Annotated in this window: 18 protein-coding genes; 4 read left to right on the plus strand and 14 right to left on the minus strand. The window is 41.8% G+C overall.

The genetic code is table 11. The features are described 5' to 3' along the window. Positions 1-18 precede the first annotated feature (18 nt). From tatA to FL972_RS06560, 6 genes are all read right to left on the minus strand, one after another. Positions 19-216, minus strand: a complete 198-nt coding sequence (tatA, locus tag FL972_RS06535) for a twin-arginine translocase TatA/TatE family subunit (RefSeq protein ID WP_091649576.1) — start codon at positions 214-216, stop codon at positions 19-21. A gap of 110 nt (positions 217-326) precedes the next feature. Next, the gene (locus FL972_RS06540) at positions 327-1,568 is read right to left on the minus strand and encodes a murein hydrolase activator EnvC family protein (protein WP_144604247.1); all 1,242 of its coding nucleotides are present in this window, start codon (positions 1,566-1,568) and stop codon (positions 327-329) included. A 7-nt stretch (positions 1,569-1,575) separates the two neighbouring features. After that, a complete protein-coding gene (locus FL972_RS06545; RefSeq protein ID WP_144604248.1) occupies positions 1,576-2,316 on the minus strand; it encodes a DUF4292 domain-containing protein in 741 nt (246 codons plus the stop codon). Then, positions 2,309-4,036, minus strand: a complete 1,728-nt coding sequence (locus FL972_RS06550) for a tetratricopeptide repeat protein (RefSeq protein WP_250161300.1) — start codon at positions 4,034-4,036, stop codon at positions 2,309-2,311. The genes FL972_RS06545 and FL972_RS06550 overlap by 8 nt, the downstream gene beginning before the upstream one ends. Before the next feature lie 125 nt (positions 4,037-4,161). Continuing rightward, positions 4,162-5,661, minus strand: a complete 1,500-nt coding sequence (locus FL972_RS06555) for a lipopolysaccharide biosynthesis protein (RefSeq protein ID WP_144604249.1) — start codon at positions 5,659-5,661, stop codon at positions 4,162-4,164. Between the two features lie 14 nt (positions 5,662-5,675). Then, complete coding sequence (locus tag FL972_RS06560) at positions 5,676-6,461, minus strand: enoyl-CoA hydratase/isomerase family protein (protein ID WP_144604250.1); 786 nt, start codon at positions 6,459-6,461, stop codon at positions 5,676-5,678. A 201-nt stretch (positions 6,462-6,662) separates the two neighbouring features. On the opposite strand from FL972_RS06560, the gene FL972_RS06565 reads away from it, so the two are divergent. The 4 genes from FL972_RS06565 to FL972_RS06580 all read left to right on the plus strand — a co-directional run bounded on the left by FL972_RS06565 (position 6,663) and on the right by FL972_RS06580 (position 12,194). Then, on the plus strand, positions 6,663-8,117 hold the full coding sequence (locus tag FL972_RS06565) for an NADP-dependent isocitrate dehydrogenase (RefSeq protein ID WP_091649593.1): 1,455 nt from the start codon (positions 6,663-6,665) through the stop codon (positions 8,115-8,117). 89 nt (positions 8,118-8,206) lie between these two features. Continuing rightward, the gene (locus FL972_RS06570) at positions 8,207-9,574 is read left to right on the plus strand and encodes a glycosyltransferase family 4 protein (RefSeq protein ID WP_144604251.1); all 1,368 of its coding nucleotides are present in this window, start codon (positions 8,207-8,209) and stop codon (positions 9,572-9,574) included. A gap of 147 nt (positions 9,575-9,721) precedes the next feature. Continuing rightward, positions 9,722-10,804, plus strand: a complete 1,083-nt coding sequence (locus FL972_RS06575) for a DegT/DnrJ/EryC1/StrS family aminotransferase (RefSeq protein WP_144604252.1) — start codon at positions 9,722-9,724, stop codon at positions 10,802-10,804. A gap of 256 nt (positions 10,805-11,060) precedes the next feature. Continuing rightward, positions 11,061-12,194, plus strand: coding sequence for a DUF819 family protein (locus FL972_RS06580; protein ID WP_144604253.1), 1,134 nt, complete (start codon positions 11,061-11,063; stop codon positions 12,192-12,194). A 4-nt stretch (positions 12,195-12,198) separates the two neighbouring features. Here the strand turns inward: FL972_RS06580 and FL972_RS06585 are convergent, their stop codons facing one another. From FL972_RS06585 to FL972_RS06620, 8 genes are all read right to left on the minus strand, one after another. After that, a complete protein-coding gene (locus FL972_RS06585) occupies positions 12,199-12,741 on the minus strand; it encodes a methylated-DNA--[protein]-cysteine S-methyltransferase (protein ID WP_144604254.1) in 543 nt (180 codons plus the stop codon). A 1-nt stretch (position 12,742) separates the two neighbouring features. Next, the gene (locus FL972_RS06590) at positions 12,743-13,171 is read right to left on the minus strand and encodes a nuclear transport factor 2 family protein (RefSeq protein ID WP_144604255.1); all 429 of its coding nucleotides are present in this window, start codon (positions 13,169-13,171) and stop codon (positions 12,743-12,745) included. A 56-nt stretch (positions 13,172-13,227) separates the two neighbouring features. Continuing rightward, positions 13,228-14,682 (minus strand): aldo/keto reductase, encoded by a 1,455-nt coding sequence (locus FL972_RS06595; RefSeq protein WP_144604256.1) that lies wholly within the window; start codon positions 14,680-14,682, stop codon positions 13,228-13,230. Between the two features lie 14 nt (positions 14,683-14,696). Further along, a complete protein-coding gene (locus FL972_RS06600; RefSeq protein ID WP_144604257.1) occupies positions 14,697-16,166 on the minus strand; it encodes an APC family permease in 1,470 nt (489 codons plus the stop codon). Between the two features lie 564 nt (positions 16,167-16,730). Further along, on the minus strand, positions 16,731-17,636 hold the full coding sequence (locus FL972_RS06605) for an ABC transporter substrate-binding protein (protein WP_144604258.1): 906 nt from the start codon (positions 17,634-17,636) through the stop codon (positions 16,731-16,733). Positions 17,637-18,532: 896 nt separating this feature from the next. Next, positions 18,533-20,800, minus strand: a complete 2,268-nt coding sequence (gene bglX, locus FL972_RS06610) for a beta-glucosidase BglX (protein ID WP_144604259.1) — start codon at positions 20,798-20,800, stop codon at positions 18,533-18,535. Positions 20,801-21,060: 260 nt separating this feature from the next. Then, positions 21,061-21,936 carry a cation diffusion facilitator family transporter gene (locus FL972_RS06615; protein ID WP_144604260.1) on the minus strand — a complete coding sequence of 292 codons (876 nt, stop codon included), beginning with the start codon at positions 21,934-21,936 and terminating at the stop codon, positions 21,061-21,063. 404 nt (positions 21,937-22,340) lie between these two features. Continuing rightward, positions 22,341-23,642 (minus strand): APC family permease, encoded by a 1,302-nt coding sequence (locus FL972_RS06620; RefSeq protein WP_250161301.1) that lies wholly within the window; start codon positions 23,640-23,642, stop codon positions 22,341-22,343. Between the last annotated feature and the right edge of the window lie 289 nt (positions 23,643-23,931).

The following is a 23,931-nucleotide window of genomic DNA, read 5'->3' on the forward strand; positions in this document are numbered from 1 at the left end:
GCTTATTGGCTTAAGGGATTACTTTTTCTTGTCTTTCAGTCCCTCTTCGAGATCGTTTTGAATATCCTTGGTAGCATCTTTGAATTCTCTGATTCCGCGGCCTAGGCCTCTTGCTAATTCAGGGATTCTTTTTGCTCCAAATAATAGGAGAATGACCAAGATGATCAAAATGATCGAGCCACCGCCCATGTTTTGAATAAAACCCAATGTTGTCATGATTAATTTGTTTAGGGTAAATGTGGTCACAAAGATATAACTGTCATCGGCTTAGACAAAGAAGCTTTGCGACTCTATGAATCTTTTTCTTGAATATACGAATTTTATAGCTATTTCGATGTGATCCAGGTGGCTGGATCCATTTTTTGAAGACCTTTCCAAGTCTGGAAATGAACTTCAGCTTCGCCGTTTGCATCCGTAGCAACAGTACCAATTACGTCTTTTGCTTTGACAGTTTGACCTGATTTTACAGAAACGGACTTAAGCTTGCTATATAAGGTATAATACTCTCCGTGCTTGATCAATACCGTTTCCCCATAGCCCGGCATGGAGGCTACTTTGGCTACTGTTCCATCGAATACCGTTCTCACATTAGAGTTGGGTTGGGTACGAATGTTCAATCCATCACTCGGCACTGTGATACCTTTCAAAGTCGGGTGTGGATTATCACCAAATGTCTGGGTTACAAACCCTGTTTCTACAGGCCATGGAAGTCTGCCTTTATTTCCTGCAAAAGAACTGGAAAGCGCAGCTACTTCCGGAGTCATCGGCATGCTGCTTCCAGCTGATTTGGTGGCTTTACTGTTTTCTTTTCTGGCAGCAGCTTCTGCAAGACGGATTTCATCCTCAATTGCCTTTCTGATCATGGATTCCAACTGCTGTTGCTGCTTTTTGGTAGCAGTTATCTGCCTCTTAATGGAAGTTTCTTTCCTGGTCAGTGTATTGACCATGGTCTGCTGTTCCTTTCGGAGTTCCTCTAGTTTGGCTCTTTCCAACCTTTCCTCAGCCAATACTTTTTCCTTGTCTGACTTTCTCAGATCTAATTCAACTCTGATTTCCGCCAGTTCTGCTGCTACTTTTTGAATTTGTTCGGCCTGTTGTTTTCTGCTATCAGAATATTGCTTGAGGTATTTCAATCGCATATACAGTTGATTGAAACTTGAGGAACTAAAAACGAAAGCTACAATGGATAAGCTTCTATTCAACTTGGAAGCATTGTAGACCATTCTTCCATATTCGGCTTTAAGGTCTTTGAGTTGCTGTTCTAAGCTGGCAATTCTGCTTTCTGTGGTGGAGATTTCTTGATTCAGGAGTTTTACTTCCCGGTCTAGTGTATTGACCAAGCGGTTTTGGGTCTGAAACTGCTGCGTGATCGCGTTTAGCTCCCCAATCGTATTCTTTTTAGTAGCTGCGGTTTGCTTAAGAATTGCATCAAACTCCCGCAATTTGGCCTGAACTTCGGCTTTTTCCCTTTCCAATTCCTCCCGGGTTTTGCTCGTTTGAGCAAGAGCCTCCATTGAGAAAAAGGCTAAAAGAACAAGAGTAATTACTACAACGAACTGCTGACGCATGCTGATTCTAAAATCTAAATGGGAAACTCAAAGGTTCTGACTGTGGGTTGATGGACACCCATTCCAAATTAATGATGGTGTTCTGACTTCCTTCCGGAAGCTTGTAAGCCAATTTATAAAGCACTTCCGATGGAAAAGCCTGACCATTTACATCCTGAAAAGAAGCATAGCTAGCCAGTAAACTTCCCCTGTCATCCAAGGAATTGCTGACCAATTCAGAAACCTTTGCGACATTCACGTCCACCTTGCTAAAGTAGCGGACCTGTTCTCGTACCTGAGTTAACTCAAAGGACTTTCCAACTCGAACTAATCGATCCTGGTAATCAAAAGGATGAGGGGGATTTGCCCAAAACATGTTTTGAAATAAATCCAGTGATAGACTCAGTCCGTAGAAATTTTCAAATTCCGCGAAAGTCAAATTAATATCTTCCTTTCCGATTCGGTCTTTGATCTGAATTTTATCATTGGTAATCAATCCCCGAACTGCTTCCATGCCCATTCCCGGAGAAATTGTAAACCAAAGCACACTGTCCTTTTTTGCTCTCAAGCTTAAAGTACCCCGGGTGATTTTTCCGGATTCTTCTTCAATGATGACCTTTGCCTTGGCATTGATAAAATCATATTCAGCATAGGATGGAGCGAATTCACTCATTTTTCCATCTGACTCAAAAGGGATCACCTTTTTGGAACAGGCATTCAAAAAAATCACTGCCATTCCCAGAAAAAAGATTTTCAAAAGTCTACTCATGGTATTTTCCTTCTTTTATTTTCAAAGGTAGTTTTTCTGAAGCCTCCGGACTGTCGGCTGCTTTTTTCCAAAATGAAATCGCTTCGTTTTTGTCTCCTAAATGGTAGAGAATATCTCCATAATGCTCCAACATAACTCCGCTAGGCTTGCTTTCGAATTCTAAGGCTTGAGCCATGTATTTCTTAGCTCCCTCATAATCCCCTAATTGAAACAATACCCATGCGTACGTATCCAAAAAAGTGCCATTGTCTGGAAATTTCTTAATTACTTTTTCAGACATGGTCTTGGCCTTTTCCAGATCCTTTTTTTCCAAGGAGAGAAAATAAGCGTAATTATTTAGGACTTGTTCGTCATTGGGGTTGAGCACCAAGGCTTTTTCAAAAAACTGAAATGCTGAATCCTTTTTCCCAAGGTTATAAAGGGAGCTAGCCAAGGAACCAAAAGCCACCTGATCCAGTTGGGGATTTTTGTTCGCATTGAGTTCAATGGCTTTATTCAAAGATTCAACAGCAGCAGAATCTTTTTTTACAGCAGATTTCACAATTCCATCATAAAACCAGAATTCAGGATTTTTAGGAAATTCATCCACACCCATGGTAGTGTATTTTTCAGCCTCTTGGAAATCCGGATTTTCTCCAAAAGAACCGAGGATGATCTGCTCCAGCAGTTTGGCATTTTTTGCCTTAAGGTCTAAGGATTGCTTAAAGTATTTTCTTGCTTCTTCCTGGTTTCCGTTTTTGGCCTCTCTTTCTCCCAAAGCTTCAAAAATTGCAGCGTTTGCAGGTTGTGTTTTGATCATGAAACCGGCTAAGCTATCCAGTAATATCTCTCTTTCAGGAGTTTTAAATTCATTGAGAAGAGAAACGAAAGCTCTGGATTTTACTTCAGGGTCTAAATCCGGACTGGCAAAAGCACGAATGAGATATTCATTTGATTTTTGAATCTGACCTTTCTCTTTTAACAAAGAATGGGCAGCCATTTGTAATTCTGGCTGATTGGGATATTTGCTGATTTCCTCATTAACCAGATTTAGCGCATTATCCACCAGATTGTTATTGTAAAGAATCTCTACCAAGCCCAAAACATAATTTGGATTTCCTGGTCTAGCTTCGATTAGACGTTCTCCTTCTTCTATTGCCTTTGCTAAGTTGTTGTTTCTGAGGTAGATTCTTTGTTTTTGAACCGTAATCGGCTCCATGATTCCATAGTATTCCTCAGCTCTGTCCAATACTACCAATGCCCTGGCGAACTCACCTGCATTCAATAGAATAGAGGCTAAATCCAGATTGTACTGCTGGTTGCTCTCCCCATCGGCAGTCAGCCTGTCCAAGATATCAGCAGCTTTCAGGGGTTGCTTGAGATTGGTGTAGATTTCAGCAACCATCAAGGCATAATACTTATTTTCATCGTCCAGTTGCACCGCCTTTAGAGCAAATGGAAGAGCCTTTTCTGGCTGATTCGCTCTGGTGTAAACCTCTGCAATTTTATAGTTGATTGCAGGCTCATCCGGACTCAATTCCTCGGATTTTTGCAGGTAAAAAAAGGCTTTCTCCAAATCACCCAGATTCATCTGCTTGGTGCCTTCGATAAAATATCTACTGGCTAAAGCTTCGTTTTTTTGCTGCTTGCGCTCTTTTTTGGAGAGCTTTTGCTGGCTAAAACCATCCCAAGCAAACAGGGATAGGGAAATATATAGAATTAGGAATTTCTTGGAACTCACGGATAATAGGATAATGGGATCAAAACACAAACATAATGCCTTTTACGAAAAGGCTTAAGAGAAAGCAGGTTTTCTCTGGATTTCTCTTGGCAAACAAATTTTTGCAAAAAATGATCCCGAATTTTCTAGCCTCTTCTTTTTACAAGGTTTTTTAACGTTTCTTTTTCCCAAATGAAAATTAAAATTGCAAATGGGATGATGATGGCATTTTTGATGAAAAAGTCTAAAACCGAATTGTCTGTGCTCAGATAGAATCCTCCGTAACTTAAGCCGAAAGCCAATATCAGGTAAAAGAGTCCTTTACCCGTTTGGTAGGGGATGGGGTAATATTTCTGCCCAAAATAAAAGCAAAGAATACACATCAAAAGGTAGCAGAGTAGGGTGCTCATTGCTCCTCCCATGTAGCCATAAACCGGAACAAAAATCCAGACCACCAAAATGCTAACCAAGGCTCCAGCCAGAGTGATCCAAAAGCTGTACTTGGTTTGATCAGTGACTTTAAACCAAATGGACAAGTTGAAGTAAATGCCCAATAGCAAGTAACCCATTAATAGAATAGGTACAATAAACAAACCTGCTTCATAACCAGAGCTTCGAAGCACCATAGGGCCAAGCCAGAATAAATTCACAGAAATAGCAATCATCAGCAAGCTGCAGAAAATGATGAAAGCATGCATCACTTTTGCATAGATGGCCGGAGAGTTTTTGTTTTCTGATTCCCTGAAGAAAAATGGTTCTGCCGCGTATTTAAATGCCTGAATTACCAGGTTCATCAGAATCGCTAATTTGAAATTCGCTCCAAAAACACCTCCAGCTCCCCGGCTGCTCAATCCAGGATAGAAATTTTCCGGTAGTATGTATTCAAACAATAATCGGGAAACGAGTTCATTAGTTACACCTGCCAAACCCATGAAAAGCAAGGGCAGGGCATAATTCCACATGGGTCGAAGTATTGTTTTTTCCAGTCGAAAAGAAAAAAGACCCGCTTTCCACCAAACAAAGGGAATAATCAATCCATTGGCGAAGAGATTGGCTAGGAGAATATATTCCACTCCCCAGTCCAACCTATATCCTAAGAACCCATCGGAAATCAGACCCGATTCGATCCATTGAGGAAATAAGATGATGAGGACAATGTTGAGCGCAACATTGAGAAATATATTGATCAGCTTGGCAGAGGCGAAGGAAATAGCTTTGTTGTCCAACCGAAGTTTGGCAAATGGAATAGCCAAAATCGCATCGAAGGATAAAATCAAGGCAGTCCACCTGAATAAATAGGCCTGTCCTGGATAATCCATCCACTCAGCTAAGAAAGGGGCCAATAAATAAAGTCCCGAACCTAATAATAAGGTGGATAAAATGAGTAGCGATTGGCTGTTGGAATACACTCTATGGGAATCCAGGTTTTTTCCTGTGGCAAATCGAAAAAAGCTCGTTTCCATCCCATAGGTGAAAACGATATTCATAAAACCGATCAGCGCATAGATGCTTGTAAATGAACCCAGCGATTCCTTACTGAGATACTGGGTGTAGACTATGATCAGTAAAAAATTAATGGACCGGCCCAAAATGCTGCTCAGTCCATAAATCGCGGTTTGCCCGGCCAGTTTTTTTAAATTACTCATGGGGAGTCAGGGAATTACTCTCCCTTAAACACAGGCTTTCTTTTTTCTAAAAACGCGCTTGTTCCTTCTTTGTAATCACCTGATTTAACACATCGGGCAAAACTATTTGCCTCAGTCTGGTAGCCATTTTCCTCAGCTAAATAGACTGCATTCACGCAGTCTACGATCATCCCGATAGCCAAAGGAGCTTTGGACATGATTTTACCGATGATTTCTTCGGCTTTAGCCATTGCATCATTTTTGGTTGGGAGTACATGGTTGACAAGCTTGAGACTCAGGGCCTCGTCTGCACCTATCATATCTCCCGTCATCATCAATTCATTAGCTTTGCCTCTGCCAACCAAAATGGTCATTCTTTGCGTTCCGCCGTATCCCGGGATAATTCCCAGATTCACTTCAGGCTGTCCAAATTTCGCATTGGCAGTGGCAATTCTCATGTGGCAAGCCATCGCTAACTCACAGCCACCTCCTAAAGTATAGCCGTTGGTTACGGCAATTACCGGCTTGTGGCAATTTTCTATCATGGAAAAAATTTCCTGACCGTTTTCCGCAAATTTTCTAGCATTTACCTCATTCAATTCGGCTATTTCGCTGATGTCAGCGCCTGCTACGAAGGCCTTTTCTCCAGCGCCCGTCAAGATGACTGCTTTGATGCTTTTGTCATCGATGACTTGGTCAAAAATCTCTCTCAACTCTTCCAAGGTGGCAAAGTTGAGGGCATTCATTTTATCCTCTCTATTGATGGTAAGGTAAAGAACTCCATCTTTTTCCTCGGTCAGAATATTTCGATAATCTCCCATAAATTATTTTTTGAGTAGCAAACAAATATACGAGCAGGGTACTCAATCCCAAATTCCCTTTGGGAAATTTCCTAGCTCAAGATCTGATTCCAAATTGATTTTATGGATATCATCAATCTAATTTAGTCATTTTCAAAGGCCCATCCGCCATTTTTTATTTACTTTTGCACTGGTAAAATAAAAACTAAATCCACAATATATATGTCTTCAAAAAAGAAAATCACCGTAGCCTATGGTGATGGTATTGGGCCAGAAATCATGAAAGCAACACTGAATATCCTGGATGCAGCAGGTGCGCAACTGGAATATGATGTGATTGAAATCGGTGAACAAGTATACTTAAAGGGAATTTCCTCTGGTATGGAACCTAAATCATTTGATTCACTTCGTGAGACCAAAGTATTTTTGAAGTCACCAATCACCACTCCTCAAGGTGGTGGATTTAAGTCCCTGAATGTGACTACCAGAAAGTCATTCGGGCTATATGCTAACGTAAGACCTTGTAAGGCATATTCTCCATTTATTAAAACCCACTTCCCAAAAACAGACTTGGTTATCATTCGTGAGAATGAGGAAGATTTGTACGCGGGAATCGAGCATAGACAGACTCAGGAGGTATACCAAACTTTGAAATTGGTATCCGAGCCTGGTTCCGAGAAAATCATCCGTTACGCTTTTGAATACGCTAAAAAGTATGGCAGAAAGAAAGTGACTTGTATGACCAAGGACAATATCATGAAATTGGCCGATGGTCTTTTCCACAAGAAATTTGATGAGGTAGCAAAAGAATACCCTGAGATCCAGACGGAACATAAAATCATCGATATCGGAACAGCTTTAATTGCTGAAAGACCGGAAATTTTTGATGTGATCGTGACTTTGAACTTGTACGGAGATATTATTTCCGACGTAGCAGCTCAGGTTACAGGTTCTGTAGGGCTAGGCGGTTCTGCAAACGTTGGTGCGGAAGTAGCCATGTTTGAAGCGATCCACGGTTCTGCTCCTGATATCGCAGGAATGGGCATTGCCAACCCTTCAGGTTTGTTGAATGGTGCTATCATGATGTTGGTGCACATCGGCCAACCTGAAATTGCTGAGAAGATTTCTAACGCTTGGATGAGAACTTTGGAAGATGGTATCCACACCGGAGATATTTATCAGGAAGGTTTGTCCAGCAAGAAAGCAAGTACTCAGGAATTTGCTCAGGCGGTAATCGAAAGATTGGGTCAAAAGCCTCAGAAGATGGCTGAAGCTTCTTTCGACAAAGAAGCGACTGAGCCAATGAACATCAAATTGAGTCCAAAAACTAAGTCAAAGAAAGAATTAATCGGGGTGGACGTATTCATCGATTGGGATGAGGACAACAGAGACCCTAATGTAATTGGAGAAAGATTGAGAAAAGCGAATGCTGACGGTCTTCAGTTGCAATTGATCACCAATAGAGGGGTGAAGGTATTCCCTGAGGGAATGAAAGAAACCTTCTGTACTGATCACTGGAGATGTAGATTTAAAACTGCTGATCAAAGAGTGATTTCCCATGACACAGTGTTGGAATTGCTAAAGCAAATCCAAGGATTAGGCTTTGACTTTATCAAAACCGAGCACCTTTATACATTCGACGGTGCGAGAGGTTATTCTTTGGCACAAGGAGAATAATCATCATCAAGTACATATTATAATTTTGAAAGGGGGAGGATTTCTTCCCCTTTCTTTTTGTCCTATAATTTTTCCAAATTCGGATTCCTATGGATCAAAAACTTTCCAAACGAGTTTTAATTATCACCTATTACTGGCCACCCAGTGCCGGTTCTGGAGTTCAGCGTTGGTTGAAATTTGCCAAGTACCTTCCGGATTCAGGATGGGAACCTGTCATTTTTACTCCCGAAAATCCCGATTTTGATCTGAAAGATCAATCTCTTTTGAGGGAAATTCCAGAATCACTGGAAGTGATGAAGTTTCCGATTTGGGAACCTTATTCCTTACTGGATAAACTCCGGGGAAAGGGGAAAACGCATCCAGCCAGAATCATGGAGCAGAAGAAAAAGGGAATGCTGGAAAAGGCAGCAATCTGGTTAAGGGCCAATTTTCTTGTACCTGATCCTAGAGTTTTTTGGGTAAAGCCTTCAGTGAGATTTCTCTCAGAATTAGTCAAAGGTGGACAATTTGAGGCAATCATTACGACAGGACCTCCGCACTCCATGCATTTGATTGGGAGAGAATTGAAACGCAAGACCGGAGTTAAATGGATTGCTGATTTCAGAGATCCTTGGTCGGAATGGGAGTTTTTGGATACCATGCCGATGAGCCCAAACATTCGTAAAAAGCATCAAAGGCTGGAAAAGTCTGTACTGAAAGAAGCAGATGAGATATTGACCATTTCGCCTACTTTTCAGAAGGACCTAGAGCGACTTTCCAGGAGGAAGGTCCGCCTACTCACCAATGGATTTGATCCTGGCGATTTACCGAAAGGATTTCAGCCAAAGCAGAAGAAAGATGGGGAACTTCATTTGGTCTATACGGGAATTATCGATGCGATCAGAAATCCACTTCCTTTATTTAAAGCTTTGAAAGAGGAATTTTCCACCACAGAGGACAAGGTGAAATTTACCTTTGTTGGGAGGGTAAGCGAGCAAGTGAAAAAATTTGTGGAGGCAGACACTTGGCTAAAATCCATTGTGGATTTTGCAGGTTATGTTTCCCATCAAAAGGTATTTGAATTTTATGCCGAAGCGGACGCTTTGGTTTTGATTTTAACCGATACCAAAAATGCCAAAGGTAATATTCCCGGAAAATTATTTGAATATTTAGCGATCGGAGTACCAGTTTTGGCTTTGGGTGATTCAAAAGGAGATTCGGCAGCAATACTTCAAAATACCGGAATGGCTCAGGTAGTTTCCCATGAGAATCATGTTCAGATACAAATAGCCTTGCGGAAACTGATGGATGAAAACATGCAGTATGAATCCGAAGGCATGCCCAATCAATATTCCAGAAAATATCTTTCCGCGCAATTAGCAGAGATTTTAGATGAAATGCCCATGAGGAAAAATCTCACACAACTTGTCCCGAACTTGTTTCGGGAGGGGGATGATTATCCTGGGCATTCCATCTGACCTCTAAAAATCAAAATATAAACAGATGAAATCGAGCATGAGGGAAAACCTCACACACAGGCATGCCCCGATGTATCGGGGAAGTGGTGCGACCTGCCTGCCGCAGGCAGGGATTCCATCTGACCACTGAAAAACAAATTATAACAGATGAAAATACCCTTTCTTGATTTAAGTAAGATTCCGAATGAAATTCAACTGAAGCTGCAAGAGAAGTTTGCTGAGCTTTTGAAAAGAGGAGTTTATTCTTTCGGTCAGGAGGTGGAGAGTTTTGAATCTGAAGTCAAAGACTTTTTAAATACCTCTCATGCAATAAGTTGCGCCAATGGAACCGACGCTTTGGAATTGGCAATCAGGGCATTGAATATAGGTTCGGGGGATGAGGTGATCCTTCCTGCTATGACTTGGGTAAGTACAGCGGAAGCCGTGATTATGGTAGGGGCTAAACCTATCTTTTGGGATACGGATGAAAATGGACTTTTGGCTAAGGACTGGACCAAGGCCGTCACCCCAAAAACCAAGGCTGTGATCCCGGTTCATTTATATGGGCAGATGCTGGAGATGAATAATTTGATGGTCAAAGCCAAACACCATCATTTGAAAGTTGTTGAAGATGCAGCCCAAGCATTTGGATCTTTTTACGATGGGAGCTTTGCCGGAACTTGGGGGGATGTAGGATGCCTGAGTTTTTATCCGACAAAGAATCTGGGTGCTTTAGGTGAGGCAGGCATGTGCTTATGTCAGGATGCTGGCTTGGCGGAGCGGATAAGGTTGATCAGCAATCACGGGCAACCAGAAAGAGATCAGCATAATTTGGTGGGAAGAAACAGTCGGGTGGATACTTTGCAGGCTGCCTTTTTGAGAATTTTTCTGGAGGATTTTTTCAAGCATCAGCAGTTAAGAAAGGAATTTGCGGGAATTTACTGCGAAGAACTATCAGGTTTACCAGATCTTGAACTGCCTTTTAATTTCCAAGATCCAAGTTCGAATATGCATTTATTTGTGGTCAAGTCTCCAAGAAGAGATTCTTTGAAGCAATACTTGGAAGAGCATGGGGTAGGAACAGCTATTCATTATCCTACCATTTTGCCTGATATGGTTCCTTACGAACAACAGGGTAATTATATGAATGCAAGAAAATTAAGTAAGGAATGTCTTTCCTTGCCTTTGAACCCCTGGATGAAAAAAGAGGAGGTTTATACTGTTTGCAAATTGATTAAAGACTTTTTTTAAAGTAAACCTAAGCAAGATCAACATGCACCGCTCTTTATAATTTCATATTAAAATCTGGTTTTGCCAATTAGTTGAAAATCGGCTTACTATCAGCCAAAAGGATCAGATTCCGGAAGCTTCGGTCTTCGGTCATCTGTCTTCCAGCCAGATCATCAAAGCAAAAATGGCGAATGGAATTATATCGAATAACCAGATAATCTAACACCGAATTTGCAAAGGGTTCTGAAAATTCCAATTCAATTTCCTATTTTCAAAAATGCCTTTTAACCAAAACCCGCTGTTTGTTTCCGGAGCGTTATGTGTTGCAGTTTTTTTTGCGATTTGGTTAACCCGATTTTCATGGGGAAAAACCGTAGGAACCCCCATTTTGGTGATTTTAATCTGTGCCATTTTATCCAATGTGGGAATCATTCCCAGTGCCATGGGCGGTCATGTGGTTTATAATGGGGTTTTCAATTATTTGGCACCTTTAGGGATTTTTATTGCCCTTTTGGAAGTTGATTTGAAAAGTATTAAGAAAGCCGGACTGCCTCTTTTATTGATGTTTGGATTGGGTACACTAGGAACAGTCATCGGTGTATTTGTAGCTTGGTTCGTGGTTCAGCCTCAATCCGAAATAGGAGATATGGCTTCTGCTGTGGCGGGCATATTTACAGGAACTTACATCGGGGGAAGTATCAATTTCAATGCGGTGGCCTTAAGCTACGGGGTCAATGAAAATGGGACTTTGTATGCTGCAACTACTGTAGTGGATAACTTAATCGGAACACCTTGGATCATTGCTACTTTGATTTTGCCTAGGTATTTGCAAAAACTTTTCCCTCGAAAAAAGCTGCAATCCGCCAAGCAGTCTCAACAAATTCCAACTGTAGAGTACATTTCTCTTTCCTCCTTGGCCTCCATTTTAGCCTTAGGCTTTTTAGCCATGGCTATCAGCAGAGTTTTGGAATATTATATTCCTCAAATTCCTGAAATCATCACTTTAACGACCATTGCCCTGATTCTCGCACAGTTTCCCTCAGTGCAGCAGTTGCACGGGAAGCATACTTTGGGATTTTTCTTTATTCTGGTATTTCTGGCAGTCATCGGAACCCTCTGTGATGTTGGCGCAATTTCTGGAGTAGGGTCTTTGGCTGGTACTTTAATCTTGTTTGTAGGCTTACTGGTGCTGATTCATGGTGTCGTGATTTTCGGTTTGGGAGCCTTATTCAAAATGGATTGGGATGTAATAGCTGTGGCCTCTCAAGCTAATGTGGGAGGGAATACTACCGCCATTGCAGCTGCGGAAAGTTTGGACAGGCCGGATTTATTGATTCCCGGTGTTTTGGTTGGAAGCTTGGGTAATGCCCTAGGAACCTATTTAGGTTTTATGGTGGCGGGGATATTGTAGTATATTAATTAAACAGCTGAATCTGTCCAGGCTTGGAAAATTGCTGAATGCCTTCCAGTCTGAGAAGTTTCTTCTTGGCTTCCAATCCTCCTGCATAACCCACTAAATTTCCATCCGAACCTATAATTCTATGACAAGGGACAATGATGGATATTGCATTAGCTCCATTGGCTGATGCAACAGCCCGAATGGCATCCGGGTTTTGGAGTTGTTGTGATAAGGCTAAATAGCTTTTGGTTTCTCCAAAAGGAATGTGAGCCAAGGCATTCCAAACCGATTTTTGAAAATCAGACCCGACAAAATGCAAGGGCAATTCGAAAGTTTTTCTCTCGGAATTGAAGTACTCATTTAACTGGACTACGGCTTTTTCCAAAACAGGATGACTCCCTTCCTGATATGCTGCATTTAATCCGCTTTGAATTCGCTGATCTATAGTCTGTCGCATTTTTCTGTACTTCCAGTCGCAAAGGCAAAGTTGATCCTCGAAAACTCCCAAGAGAAGCTCTCCCACAGGAGATTGATAGGTTTGAGTAATGATTGTTCTCATTTTAAGGTCTTCTATATGCTTGACGAGCCAAAAGTTTCCATTCCCCTTCTTCCTTTACCCAAACCAGCATCACTCCTAAATTGAGTTTCCTAAGTTCCCCATCAACCCAGATGGATCCATTGACCAAGTGTCTTACAATGCCCAAATCTTCTGAGGCATAGCTGATTTCCTGTTCACTGATGTCCCAAGTTTCATAATCGTTGATTTTCTCTTCGAATATTTTCAGAAATGCCTTTTGACTCTCAATTACCCCACCGCTATGTCCATAGCTCAGTTGTGTAGAGGTGAGAGCTCGGAGCTTTTCCACGTTTTCTGAGAGAAGTGCCTGCGTCAGCTCATTCATTTTCCCCTCCAATTCAGAGCTGGATTGAGCGAATAATGGTGCATTACAGCAATATAGAAAAGCGAAAATCAGCAGGCATTTTTTCATAAGGAATAAGTTTTCATCAAGTTAATAAATTCCATGCCCTCAGAAGTAGGAGCTATTTATTCTACGACAGCTTCTGCCTCAATTTCAACCAAATATTCATCTCCAATCAATTCCGCTCTAACCATGGTATTGGCAGGTTGGATCTCTGCAAAGCGTTCTCCATGAGCTCTGGCCACAGCTTCCCAATCATCAATATTTCTGATAAAGATTCTGGTTCTGATCACATCTTCCAATTTTCCTCCCAAAGCCTGAATAGCCCCTTCCAATTTGTCAATGATAAAATGTGTTTGGGCAGCAGGATCTGATCCGCCCATGGCAAATGAACCATGAGTAGCTGTGGTACCTGAAACGGAGATCCGATTTCCTTTTCTCACAGCTCTGCTAAAGCCTGCAATATCTTCCCAAATCGTTCCGCTGAGCGCTTTGGTTCTTCCATCTTTTCCTTTCACAGTTGGATAGGCGGCAGGAAAAGACTCTACATGATGGCTTAAGTCTCCCGAAGCAGTCAAAAAAGGAGGTTTTCTATACTCGTCCCCACAATCTCCAGGGATTGGATCAAAGGTATTCAAGACCTCCTTAATTTTTTCTTTGTCCTGATCTTCGATTTGTAGTTTAAAAAGCTTTTGATTGTCCTCAATGTGAGCACTTTTTCCAAGTCTGGCTCCGATGATGACTCCTCCTACGGCCGTCTGATCCATCATATATCTGCTGGCCACATTAGCAAGGCCTACCTCCTGTTTCTTTGCAACTTGGTCTAAGACCTGAAGTAAATCCTGGAGTTTATTCCAGCCACCGATCTGATCCACAAATCGCTTGTACTTCATCTGAGACCAAGTCAGCTCTTCATTCAATAAAGGCTCTTCTTTTCCCAGCCATTTTTCTGAAAGAAATCCACCTCCAACGGTTCCAAATGCCAATAATTTGATGTCATGCTTCAAGCAAAGTTCGGTCATCCTCCCTGCAGCTCTTTGATCCAAAAGAGAATAACAAACCTGATTTGATACCACCTTGATGCCTGAATTAACCACAATATTTAGATGTGCGGTGTCGAAATTGGTTAAGCCCAAATGCTTGATCAGTCCTTCTTCTTTCAGTTCCTGCAACCAAAAAAGACAATCCACCCAAGAAGGATGTGAATATTGCCAAGCATGAAATTGCATCAGATCGATTTGCTCAGAATGCATTCTTGTCAAGGCTCTTTCCACTGCTTCTCTTACCTGATCCTTGGTAATGTTTCCGGGAGATGGAACCCATTTGGTAAAGAACTGAGCGTTTTCTTTTCCGTAGCTTTGAAGGTAGGTGCCAGTGATTTCCTCGGCCGAACCATAATGATCCGCCATATCAAAAGTGGTAAAACCAGCTTCTGCATAGGATTTCATAGCTTTTGCAGCTTCATGGGGATTCACCTTGTTTCCATCTCTTTCCAGATCTGCGATTTGCCATAATCCAGTCAAAACAGGACATATATTCAACCCGGGAGCCAGTTCTATAGTGTTATTTTCTTTGCTCATAATTTTTAAAGGACTTAATCAGGTAATTCTGAGAATCGTTTTGCTACATCTACTCCTGACTTTTTCAGTTGAGTCCATTGATAGGCGAATAACAGGGATGCGATTAGCAAAACCAAAAGGTAGACCCAAGTACTATGGAAGTACCAATCACTTACCTGAGCATTTAGATCTTTTGAAATATGGATAATGAGGAATGTTGCCAAAAACAGCATGCCTAAAATGGCCAATATTCTTTGAACCTTTCGGTTTTTGATGGTTTTGATTTCTCTAGCCAAAGTTGGATTTCGAAAGGGCAAGAAAAACAGGGAACAGCTCATCAGTAAGAAATTGATCAGCATGGAAGTTACCATAATGTCTATTCCCAAAAAGAAATCCCCTGCAAAATGACTTCCCAATACTCCAATACTTGCCATAATTCCGCTGAGAATTAAGGCAGCATAAGGCGTTTGGAGCCGAGGATGTATCAGTGAAAGCCTGGCTGGAAATATCCCGTCTTCTGCCCAGGAAAAAACTAGTCTGGATACGGATAAAATCATAGCCGGTAAATCATTCAATAAGGCTATGGCAGCCCCGGCGAGAATCAAGATTCCTAAAGTTGGATGGAGAACATAACTCAGAACACCTGCTGCAGAAATATCTTTTTGCATCGCTTCCTGGGCTACAAACTGCCAAGGCACTGTATGGTAGACTGCATAGGTAAATGCAAGGTAGAAAATACCTACGCCCAATATGGCCAATGCAATGGCTTTAGGAAGATTTTTGGCAGGGTTTTTTGCCTCCCCTCCGGCCTGGGCTATGGAATCAAAGCCGATGAAGCTCGAAAATAAAAGAGCGGCCGCAGTTAAAAATGTACCCCAACTGAATTCCGCATCGATTAGGGAAATGCTTCTATTTTCTTTTTCTGAAAGTGCTTGCAGAAAATCCTGATGCTCAAAACTCAATCCTGAGAAAATAACCACAGCACCCAAGGCAAACATTAAAAGCATCAATGGAATGAGGGTTCGCTCATAAAACTTAAGTCCTCGGATATTGATCAAGGTGAAAAACCAAATCAGAAAAAGAGCTAAACCGACTCTTACAAGTCCAATTTCCAGAAAACCTGCAACTGAAGTCCAAGCCAAAGCCAAAGCCACATCCCGAAAAAAGGGGATGACTACATAAGCAATGACCCCGATTACGATAGATAGCCCAAACCACTGGGAAAAACTGGCGATAAATCCCAGATAGGGGTGTAAAGATCTGCTGGCATACAAGTAAGATCCTCCTGCTCTAGGCATGGCCGTACTGAGTATGGCATAGGCAAAAGCAGCTAAAAGTGCTGGAATGGCCGCAAATAAGAATGCGGGGATGACGTAAGGCCCGATTCCCGGTACATTCCTTTGAATCATAAAGGGTACTACATAGATAGATGCTCCAATCATGGAGCAAATTCCGGTAGCTGCCAAGCCCAACAAACCCAGCTGTCTTTTGAGGTGATTTTCCATAGGTGAATTGATTCCGAAAATAGGAGAAGAATCAAGGAATCAAAAATGGAATGGTTTAAAAGGTAGGTCTAAGATGGAAGATGGGAGACCGAAGGTGGGAGACAGAAGATCGAAGAAGAAAGGATGACCGAAGACCTTGCCTATTGATTAAACCCGGATTATGCATTAGAATCTGTAGTGAGAGATCAAACCGCAATAAAATCAAGCATTTGGCGAATGAAGCATAGCAACGCTACGGTGATTGAGCTAAATGCAGCAAAGCGATTGATTTTGAAGCGGTTTGGACTCGTAATAAGAAGTCTAATGCATATTTCGGGTTAAAAGAAGTATTGAAGTTGAATTCAAGAGAATATCGTCTGTGAGCATTTTTTACAATTGAACATATGAGGGATTTCAAATAAATGTCCTGTCCCTAATTGAGTTTACATTTCCAAAGGGGGATTTGCTTCTTGTCTCCTTCAAAGGTTGCGTTTCAAAAAATACTTCAACCTCGCCTGAGACATATAAGAAGCATTGAATTTTAATTCCTGCAAACACCGGACATCGGTCATCTGACACCGGACACTAAACTAAGTCAACCCTAATCAAGTCAGAGCTTTTAAATGCCTGTTTTTCCAATCCTTTGCTTCTTAACCAATCCAAAAAGGTTTGCACAGAATCCAAATCCATTTTTCCCCAAGAATCCTCATTGCCCAAATGAGGAGCTGAATACTTGAGGCATTTCAATAGATCTATATCGGCATCATTTTCAGCCAAGTGATTTTTTAGAATGGCAATGGCTTCCTGCGGATTTTCTTTGGACCAGAGAAACCCCTTTTTGCTGGCTTGAAGAAATTTAGCATAGAGCTCAGGTTTCAAGTCGATTTTCTCCCTGCTTCCAGCAATGACAGGAGAATAAGAGTAGGGGATGCCGTAATCACTCATTTTGAAATAATTGAACTCATAATTCATTTTTTCGGCAACCACACCTTCCCAATTTATAAAAATCCAGGTTGAGTCTGCATTCCCCTCAATCAGTCTATCCCAAATGCCTAACTTTTCAGGATAGCTGATTTTCAAATCTCCTTTTCCTCCATCATTCCTAATCATTTCTTTGACGATGGCATCTTCGTACTTTGCCTCATATGAAGCGTAAGATTTTCCATCCATATCCTTGGGGGAATTGATGTGGCTTTCTTTTCTTACGGCAATAGCACTCAGATCTTCCTGAAAAATGGCTGCTATACCCAATAGTGGAAAGCTATTTTCCTTGGTTCTATAGCTGATCAAGCTTTCCATGGGACAAAGAGCCAGATCAGCTTTACCTAATTCCACTTTTTTAGCAGGTGTGAGCGCATAATCATCTTCAGAAGGACTGATCAAATTCACATCTAGATCATATTCCTTAAAAAAGCCTTGATTTTGGGCTACAAAAAAGCCGATATGATTGATGTTTGGGGTCCAATCGAGTGCAAGGTTTATTTTCCTCATATTGAAAATATTTTTAGGTTTTGGGAATAAAAAAAGATCCACAATAAAGTGAACCTAAAACTAAAAGCACTCCCTTTCAAAAAGGTTTGAAAAAAACCAAGAAATGGAGCGATGAAGAGGATTTTTATTAAATGAGTATGTTATTAGTCTTAAACTGAATTTACATTTCCAAACGGGGAAATAGACACTAATCCAAATGAGGGATTAATACTTTTTCATGAAAACAACTTTGTTTTAAAAATCCCTTTCAAACCCTTCCTTGTTTTTCTGGATTTGCCGAGATTTATTTCTTCCATACCTCAGGCATGGTGGAGATAAGCTTTGACTTTTCACTACCTAGCTTTGATCCCTACGGGATTATTTGGAACTAGTAATCTCCAATGATTTACCGAAAGTCGCAAAGCGACGATTGATTTTATAGCCAGAGATTTTAATCTCTGGAAATCTTAAGTTGATAATAATAAATTGAAAGAGTCCCATAGGGACGGCCGATATTTAATGTCGACTAATGGTGCCTCATTTTCCTTATAGTTGAGCTGCCACTAGAGTATATCTCTTCCTAAACTTAATTTCTATTTCCAAAGAAAAGATTGTCTCCAATCTCGCCGAAGGCATATCTTGTTTAATATCTTCTATTCCAATATTTCGCCGCAGGCCGTATTTCTATTCATTTTTATTGTATTACCTACCCATCTTGCTGGCAATGAGATATTATTTCCAAACCAAACTCCTTCGCCAGCGCTGGGAAAAAGGGTTGATTAAGGTCCAGGGGTTAAAACCCCTGGCTATTTTATTTTTCGCTCCTTTGGAGCTTTTGATGGGTGACGGTTACTTAGGTGTATTTCGCCGCAGGAAGTATTTCTATTTATTTCCACTGTATTTCTTAAAAACTCCATTTACTGAATAGAAATCTGAGCCCCAAGACTGGTATTCGAACTTCCACCAACATAAATGTCAAAAGCTCCTGGCTCTACAATATAATTCCCCTGATTGTCATAAAAACCCAAATGACTTTCATCCAATTCAAAAGTAATTGTTCGAGTCTGTCCTGCTTCAATCAGTGTTTTTTCAAAAGCCTTCAGTTCCTTGTTGGGTCTGGTTACCGATGCCACGATATCATGAATATAAAGCTGAATCACCTCTTCACCAGGTCGCTCACTTTCATTTTTTACATCTACCGAAACAGTCACTTTTCTTCCCTCATTAGAAACTTTCAGGCCGGAATAGGTAAAATTACTATAGCTCAAACCATGTCCGAAGGGATAGAGCGGATCATTGCTGATGTCAGAGTAATGGGACCAGAAAACCACATCACCTCCCGGAGGAGTTGGTCTTCCTGTGCTTTTTTGGTTGTAATAAATGGGCACCTGTCCCACAGATCTTGGGAATGACATAGGTAGCTTACCGGAAGGATTATAGTCTCCAAAAAGCACTTGCGCAATCGCATTGCCACTTTGACTTCCCAAATGCCAAACCTGAAGGATAGCAGGGATATTTGCATCCGCCCAACTCAAATCCAGCGGACGACCACTCATATTGACTAACACTGATTTTGGGTTAACCTTTTGGATTTCCTCCATCAGCTCTTGCTGCACTTCCGGCAAACCAATATCAGACCGACTTCTTGCTTCCCCTGATTGAAAACCATTTTCTCCCAAAACCAAAAGCACTACATCCGCATTGGCAGCCACTCTTTTTGCTTCCGCAAAGCCAGTCTTGTCATCGGTATTAATTTTTACCTCTGTGATAAAAGCCGTAGGGCCAAGGATCAAATCAGCTCCTTTCGCATATTGATAGCTGTTTCCGGGATAGTTTTGCAAACCTTCTAAAACCGAAACAGCAGAATTGCTAACTGCCTCTGCTCTCCAGTTCCCAATCGGACTGTCTTTATCATCTGCCAAGTCACCTATGACGGCGATTCGCATTCCCTCTTTCTTCAATGGAAGAATCTGCTCTTCATTTTTTAGCAGAACAATGGATTTTTTGGCCATTTCCAATACTCCCTGAATATGTTCTTCACTTCCAATGATCTCTTTTTCTCTTTCATCATTGCAATACTTGTAGGGATCAGCAAATAAGCCCAATTCGTATTTGATTCTCAGAATTCTCCGAACAGCGTCATCTATCAGCTTTTCATCAACTTCTCCCGATTCTACCAACTTCTTTAATTCATTCAGATAGATATAAGACTCCATGTCCATATCCGAACCAGCAGTTACAGCATAGGCGGCAGCAGCAGCACTATCGATCGCAAATCCATGAGGAATCATCTCAGCGATAGAACCCCAATCTGAAACCACAAAGCCATCAAATCCCCATTTTTCCTTGAGTATTTCTCTTTGTAAAAAAGCATTGCCAGTGGCTGGAATTCCATTCAAATCATTGAAGGCATTCATAAATGTTCTTGCCCCGGCATCCAAAGCAGCTTTGAAAGGAGGTAAAATGATATTGTACAAAGTGGAGGTACCTACATCCACCGAATTGTAATCCCTACCGCTTTCGGAAAAACCATATCCTGCAAAATGCTTCACGCAGGCAGCTAATGTCAAAGGATCCGAAAGATTTTCTCCCTGATAGCCTTTCACTCGGGCAATGGCAATCTGTCCGCCCAAATAAGGATCTTCCCCGGCACCTTCCATCACTCTTCCCCAACGTGCATCCCTGCCAATATCTACCATGGGAGCAAAAGTCCAGTTGATCCCAGCAGCGGCAGCCTCTCTGGCACCAATTTCGGAGGATCTACGGATGGCTTCCATATCCCAACTTGCAGCTTCTGCCAAAGGAATGGGGCTCATGGTCTGAAACCCATGAATCATATCATAGCCTATAATCAGAGGTATGCCCAAGCGACTTTCTTCCACTGCGATTTTTTGTACTTTTCTCACTTCTTCCACTCCAGTCACATTGAGCATGGAGCCTACCAAACCCTTTCGAAGATTTTCATATTTCATGGCCGCAGCCCCTTCCTGGGGAGTAGGTCCGGTTATTTCCCAGAAACCATTGTACTGATTCATCTGACCTATTTTTTCTTCCAAAGTCATGATGGATAGCAAACTGTCAATATTCTCTTCATATGGGCTTTCTGAAGAGCTGGAACTTGAGTTGCTGCCTGAGTTGCAGGCAAAAATCAAAGCAAGTAAAAGGAAGAAGGGTATATTTTTCATGGCTAGCTTGGGTTCAGAATAAAATTGGGGTAAACATTAATTACTTCTCATCCTAAAATTCATCAGAAGCCAAATTCTCTTTGATAAGTGGGCTTAAAGACCGAAGACCGAAGCTTGTATTAATTGTACTTCAAGCCGTTTTCTAAGCCTTTTAAAATGGTCACGGGTGAAAAATGGATATGCTTAAAATTAGAAGTTTATTTTGAAAATAGGATAGAATAGCCTCTAAACCAAGAGGAATAAACTACATCAAAAATTCATCAGGAGATTTCGAAAGGCTCTATATGAATCAAAACATGGCCTAACTCGGGTAATTCACTTTTCAAAGTATCCTGAAGTTGATGGGCGATATCATGACCTTCTCTTACGGTCAGATTTCCATCTACATTAGCATGCAGGTCCACATGATATTTCATGCCGGCTTTTCGGATGTAGCACTTCTCGGTCCCATTGACTCCCTGCACTTGGGAAGCAATTCTTCTGATTTCTTTAGTTAATTCTTCATGGATATCCTCATCCATCACTTCGCTTAATGCAGGCCGGAATATATGGTAACAGTTGTACAATATAAAGGCTACGGCAATCAGGGCGGCATAGTCATCCGCAACTTCAAATCCTTCACCGCCAAAAATTGCAATCAAGATTCCTATAAAAGCTGCGACGGAAGTAATCGCATCACTTCTATGATGCCAGGCTTCCGCTTTAAGGGAGCTGCTTTTGAGTTTTTTGCTCCTGTTATTCACCAATTGAAAGGATATTTCCTTCCAAAGAATAATGGCTCCCAGTACCCATAAAGTCCAGGATTTGGGGCTTGGGTGGGGGGTGAGGATATTTTGTACAGCTTGGTAGGCGATGGTTGCGGCAGAAACAATCAGAAAACCAACCACCAAAAAAGTGATTAGAGGCTCTGCTTTTCCATGCCCATAGGGATGATTATCATCGGCTGGTCTTGCGGCATATCGAATTCCGATCAGGACTAGGATACTTGCAAAAACATCTACGACAGATTCAATAGCATCAGCGATCAGGGCAAAAGAATTCCCGAAGAAGCCTGAGAAAAACTTGATTACTGCCAGCGCAGCATTGCCAAGCATACTAAAAATCACTGTTCGTATTGCCAGATTTTGTCGAGCCATGGGGCGAAGGTAGTGATTAATGGAATTATTGTGAGGAGAGTAATCGTGTAATTGAGGAATGAGTAATTGGGAGGGGGGATAGTTATTGGTTATTGAGTTATTAGGCGAGCGAGCCAATTTCTGTTCAGAGTTCAGTGTTCATAGTTGTTACCCGCTTGAATGGATTGTTATAGCAATGGAGAAAAGTCAGCCGCATTTCCTTCGATATTCGATGTTCGGCGTTCGATATTAATTGGGAAGAGTAATCGTGGGAAGGGAGTTATTGGTTATTGAGTTATCAGGGATGGGTAATCGAGTAATTGTGCAATTGAAAGAGTGGTTGTTCAGCGTTCAGGCTCGTTTAAATGGTCTGTCCGAATGTTTGAGGTTCGCATTCCCCTCCTAATTCGTAAATCCACCCTCCCTCACTTCCCTTTTCTCCCAACCCAATACAATCCGGTTCCGATTGCTACAAACATGGCGGTCATCCATACGGAGGTCCAGCTGACTTGGAACATCAGCCAGATACAGGCAAGTATTCCTAAAACAGGAATTAGCTTTCCTCCTTTTAAAATAAATCTACCGGGTCCTTTGAATCTTGGTCTGAGGACTGGCACAGCCGCACAACTCATCCCAAATAGAAAAAGTCTGGCTAATACAGTCAAGGCTGCTAAGAAGGTAAAGGAACCCATAGCCGCTAAAGCAAAGGCAGAAATACCAAAGAAGATCACGGAGTTGGAAGGGGTGAGGTATTTGGGGTGCACCTGCCCAAACCAAGCGGGAAGGGAGTTCTCTAGCGATAAGGCATAAGTTACCCGGGTTGCAGAAAACATGGAACTGATCAGGTTGGCTATCACGGAAGTTGCCACGCCTATCATCAAAATCACGGCTCCAATTTCTCCAAATAGGGCGGAAGAAGCATCTAAAAGGGGAGTGGTGGAACTCGCCAAATCAGGAACTGCCGCTTGGGAAACCAATTGAATCAGCATATATAAAATGGCCACAATTCCCAATCCCAAAAGTAAGCCCAAAGGCATATCACGCTCTGGCCTTTTGGCTTCACCTGCAGGTACTACAGCCCCTTCAAAGCCCACAAATGCATAGATTAAGAGTAATGCGGCCTTTCCTAAATCGGAACCTGCAGGTAGGGGAGAGTTGAATCTGGGAATCACATCAGTTCCCAGCATGGTAAATCCTCCGAAGATCAAGCCTATCAGCACTGCGAATTTGATCACAGTGAATAGGGTCATGGTTCGGATAGACTCCAGTGAACCTAGCACATTAATCAAACTTAACCCTAAGCAAGTCACAGCAAGGGAAATTAGCCTGCCGCTTCCTTCACCCGCTATAGGAAAAAAGTAGGCGATGCTGTCTGTTAATAAAACTGTATTTGCGGCAAAGGAGATTAATCGGGCTAGGTAATACAACCAGCCTCCCTGAAAACCCACGAACTTGCCGAAGGCTAGGGTTCCATATTTGATAGGTCCTCCCGTTCCTCTAAAGTAGCTCCCCAACTCTGCAAAGCAGAGAATGATAGGAAGCATCAAAAGGGCACAAAATGCATAAATCCAAACGCTGTATTCTCCTGCAAAAGCAGCTGCCCCGCTGGGAAGGCCAAAAATACCAGCTCCAATCAGGCCATTAACAACCAGCATCCATACACCCCAAAGTCCTAGGTTTCTCGGTAATTTTTCTTGGGTTTCCTCAGAGGAAGGGATTTGACTCACAAGTAAAGTTTTTGGTAAAAAACAGAATGGGGAAGATAAACAGAAAGTTGAAAGAATTAAATGCTTTTGGGATACTAGGTTTGTTGCTGTTTGGAAAAAGTGATTTCAGGTTTCTTGAAGCTCGCAGCGGCGCGGCGGCACAAAGTTTTTATCTCCCGCAAAGTAAGTAGGCAGTGGCAGTAGGCAGTGCCGTCACTGCGAACCCGTTACGCTATTTTATTATCATGATATGCTTGGATTTTTTGACAGTTACAATCATCTGCAATTCTTTGAATCGGGTGAAGCAGTC

Origin of the sequence: Algoriphagus algorifonticola (genome assembly GCF_007655305.1) — a bacterium.
Classification (GTDB): domain Bacteria; phylum Bacteroidota; class Bacteroidia; order Cytophagales; family Cyclobacteriaceae; genus Algoriphagus; species Algoriphagus algorifonticola.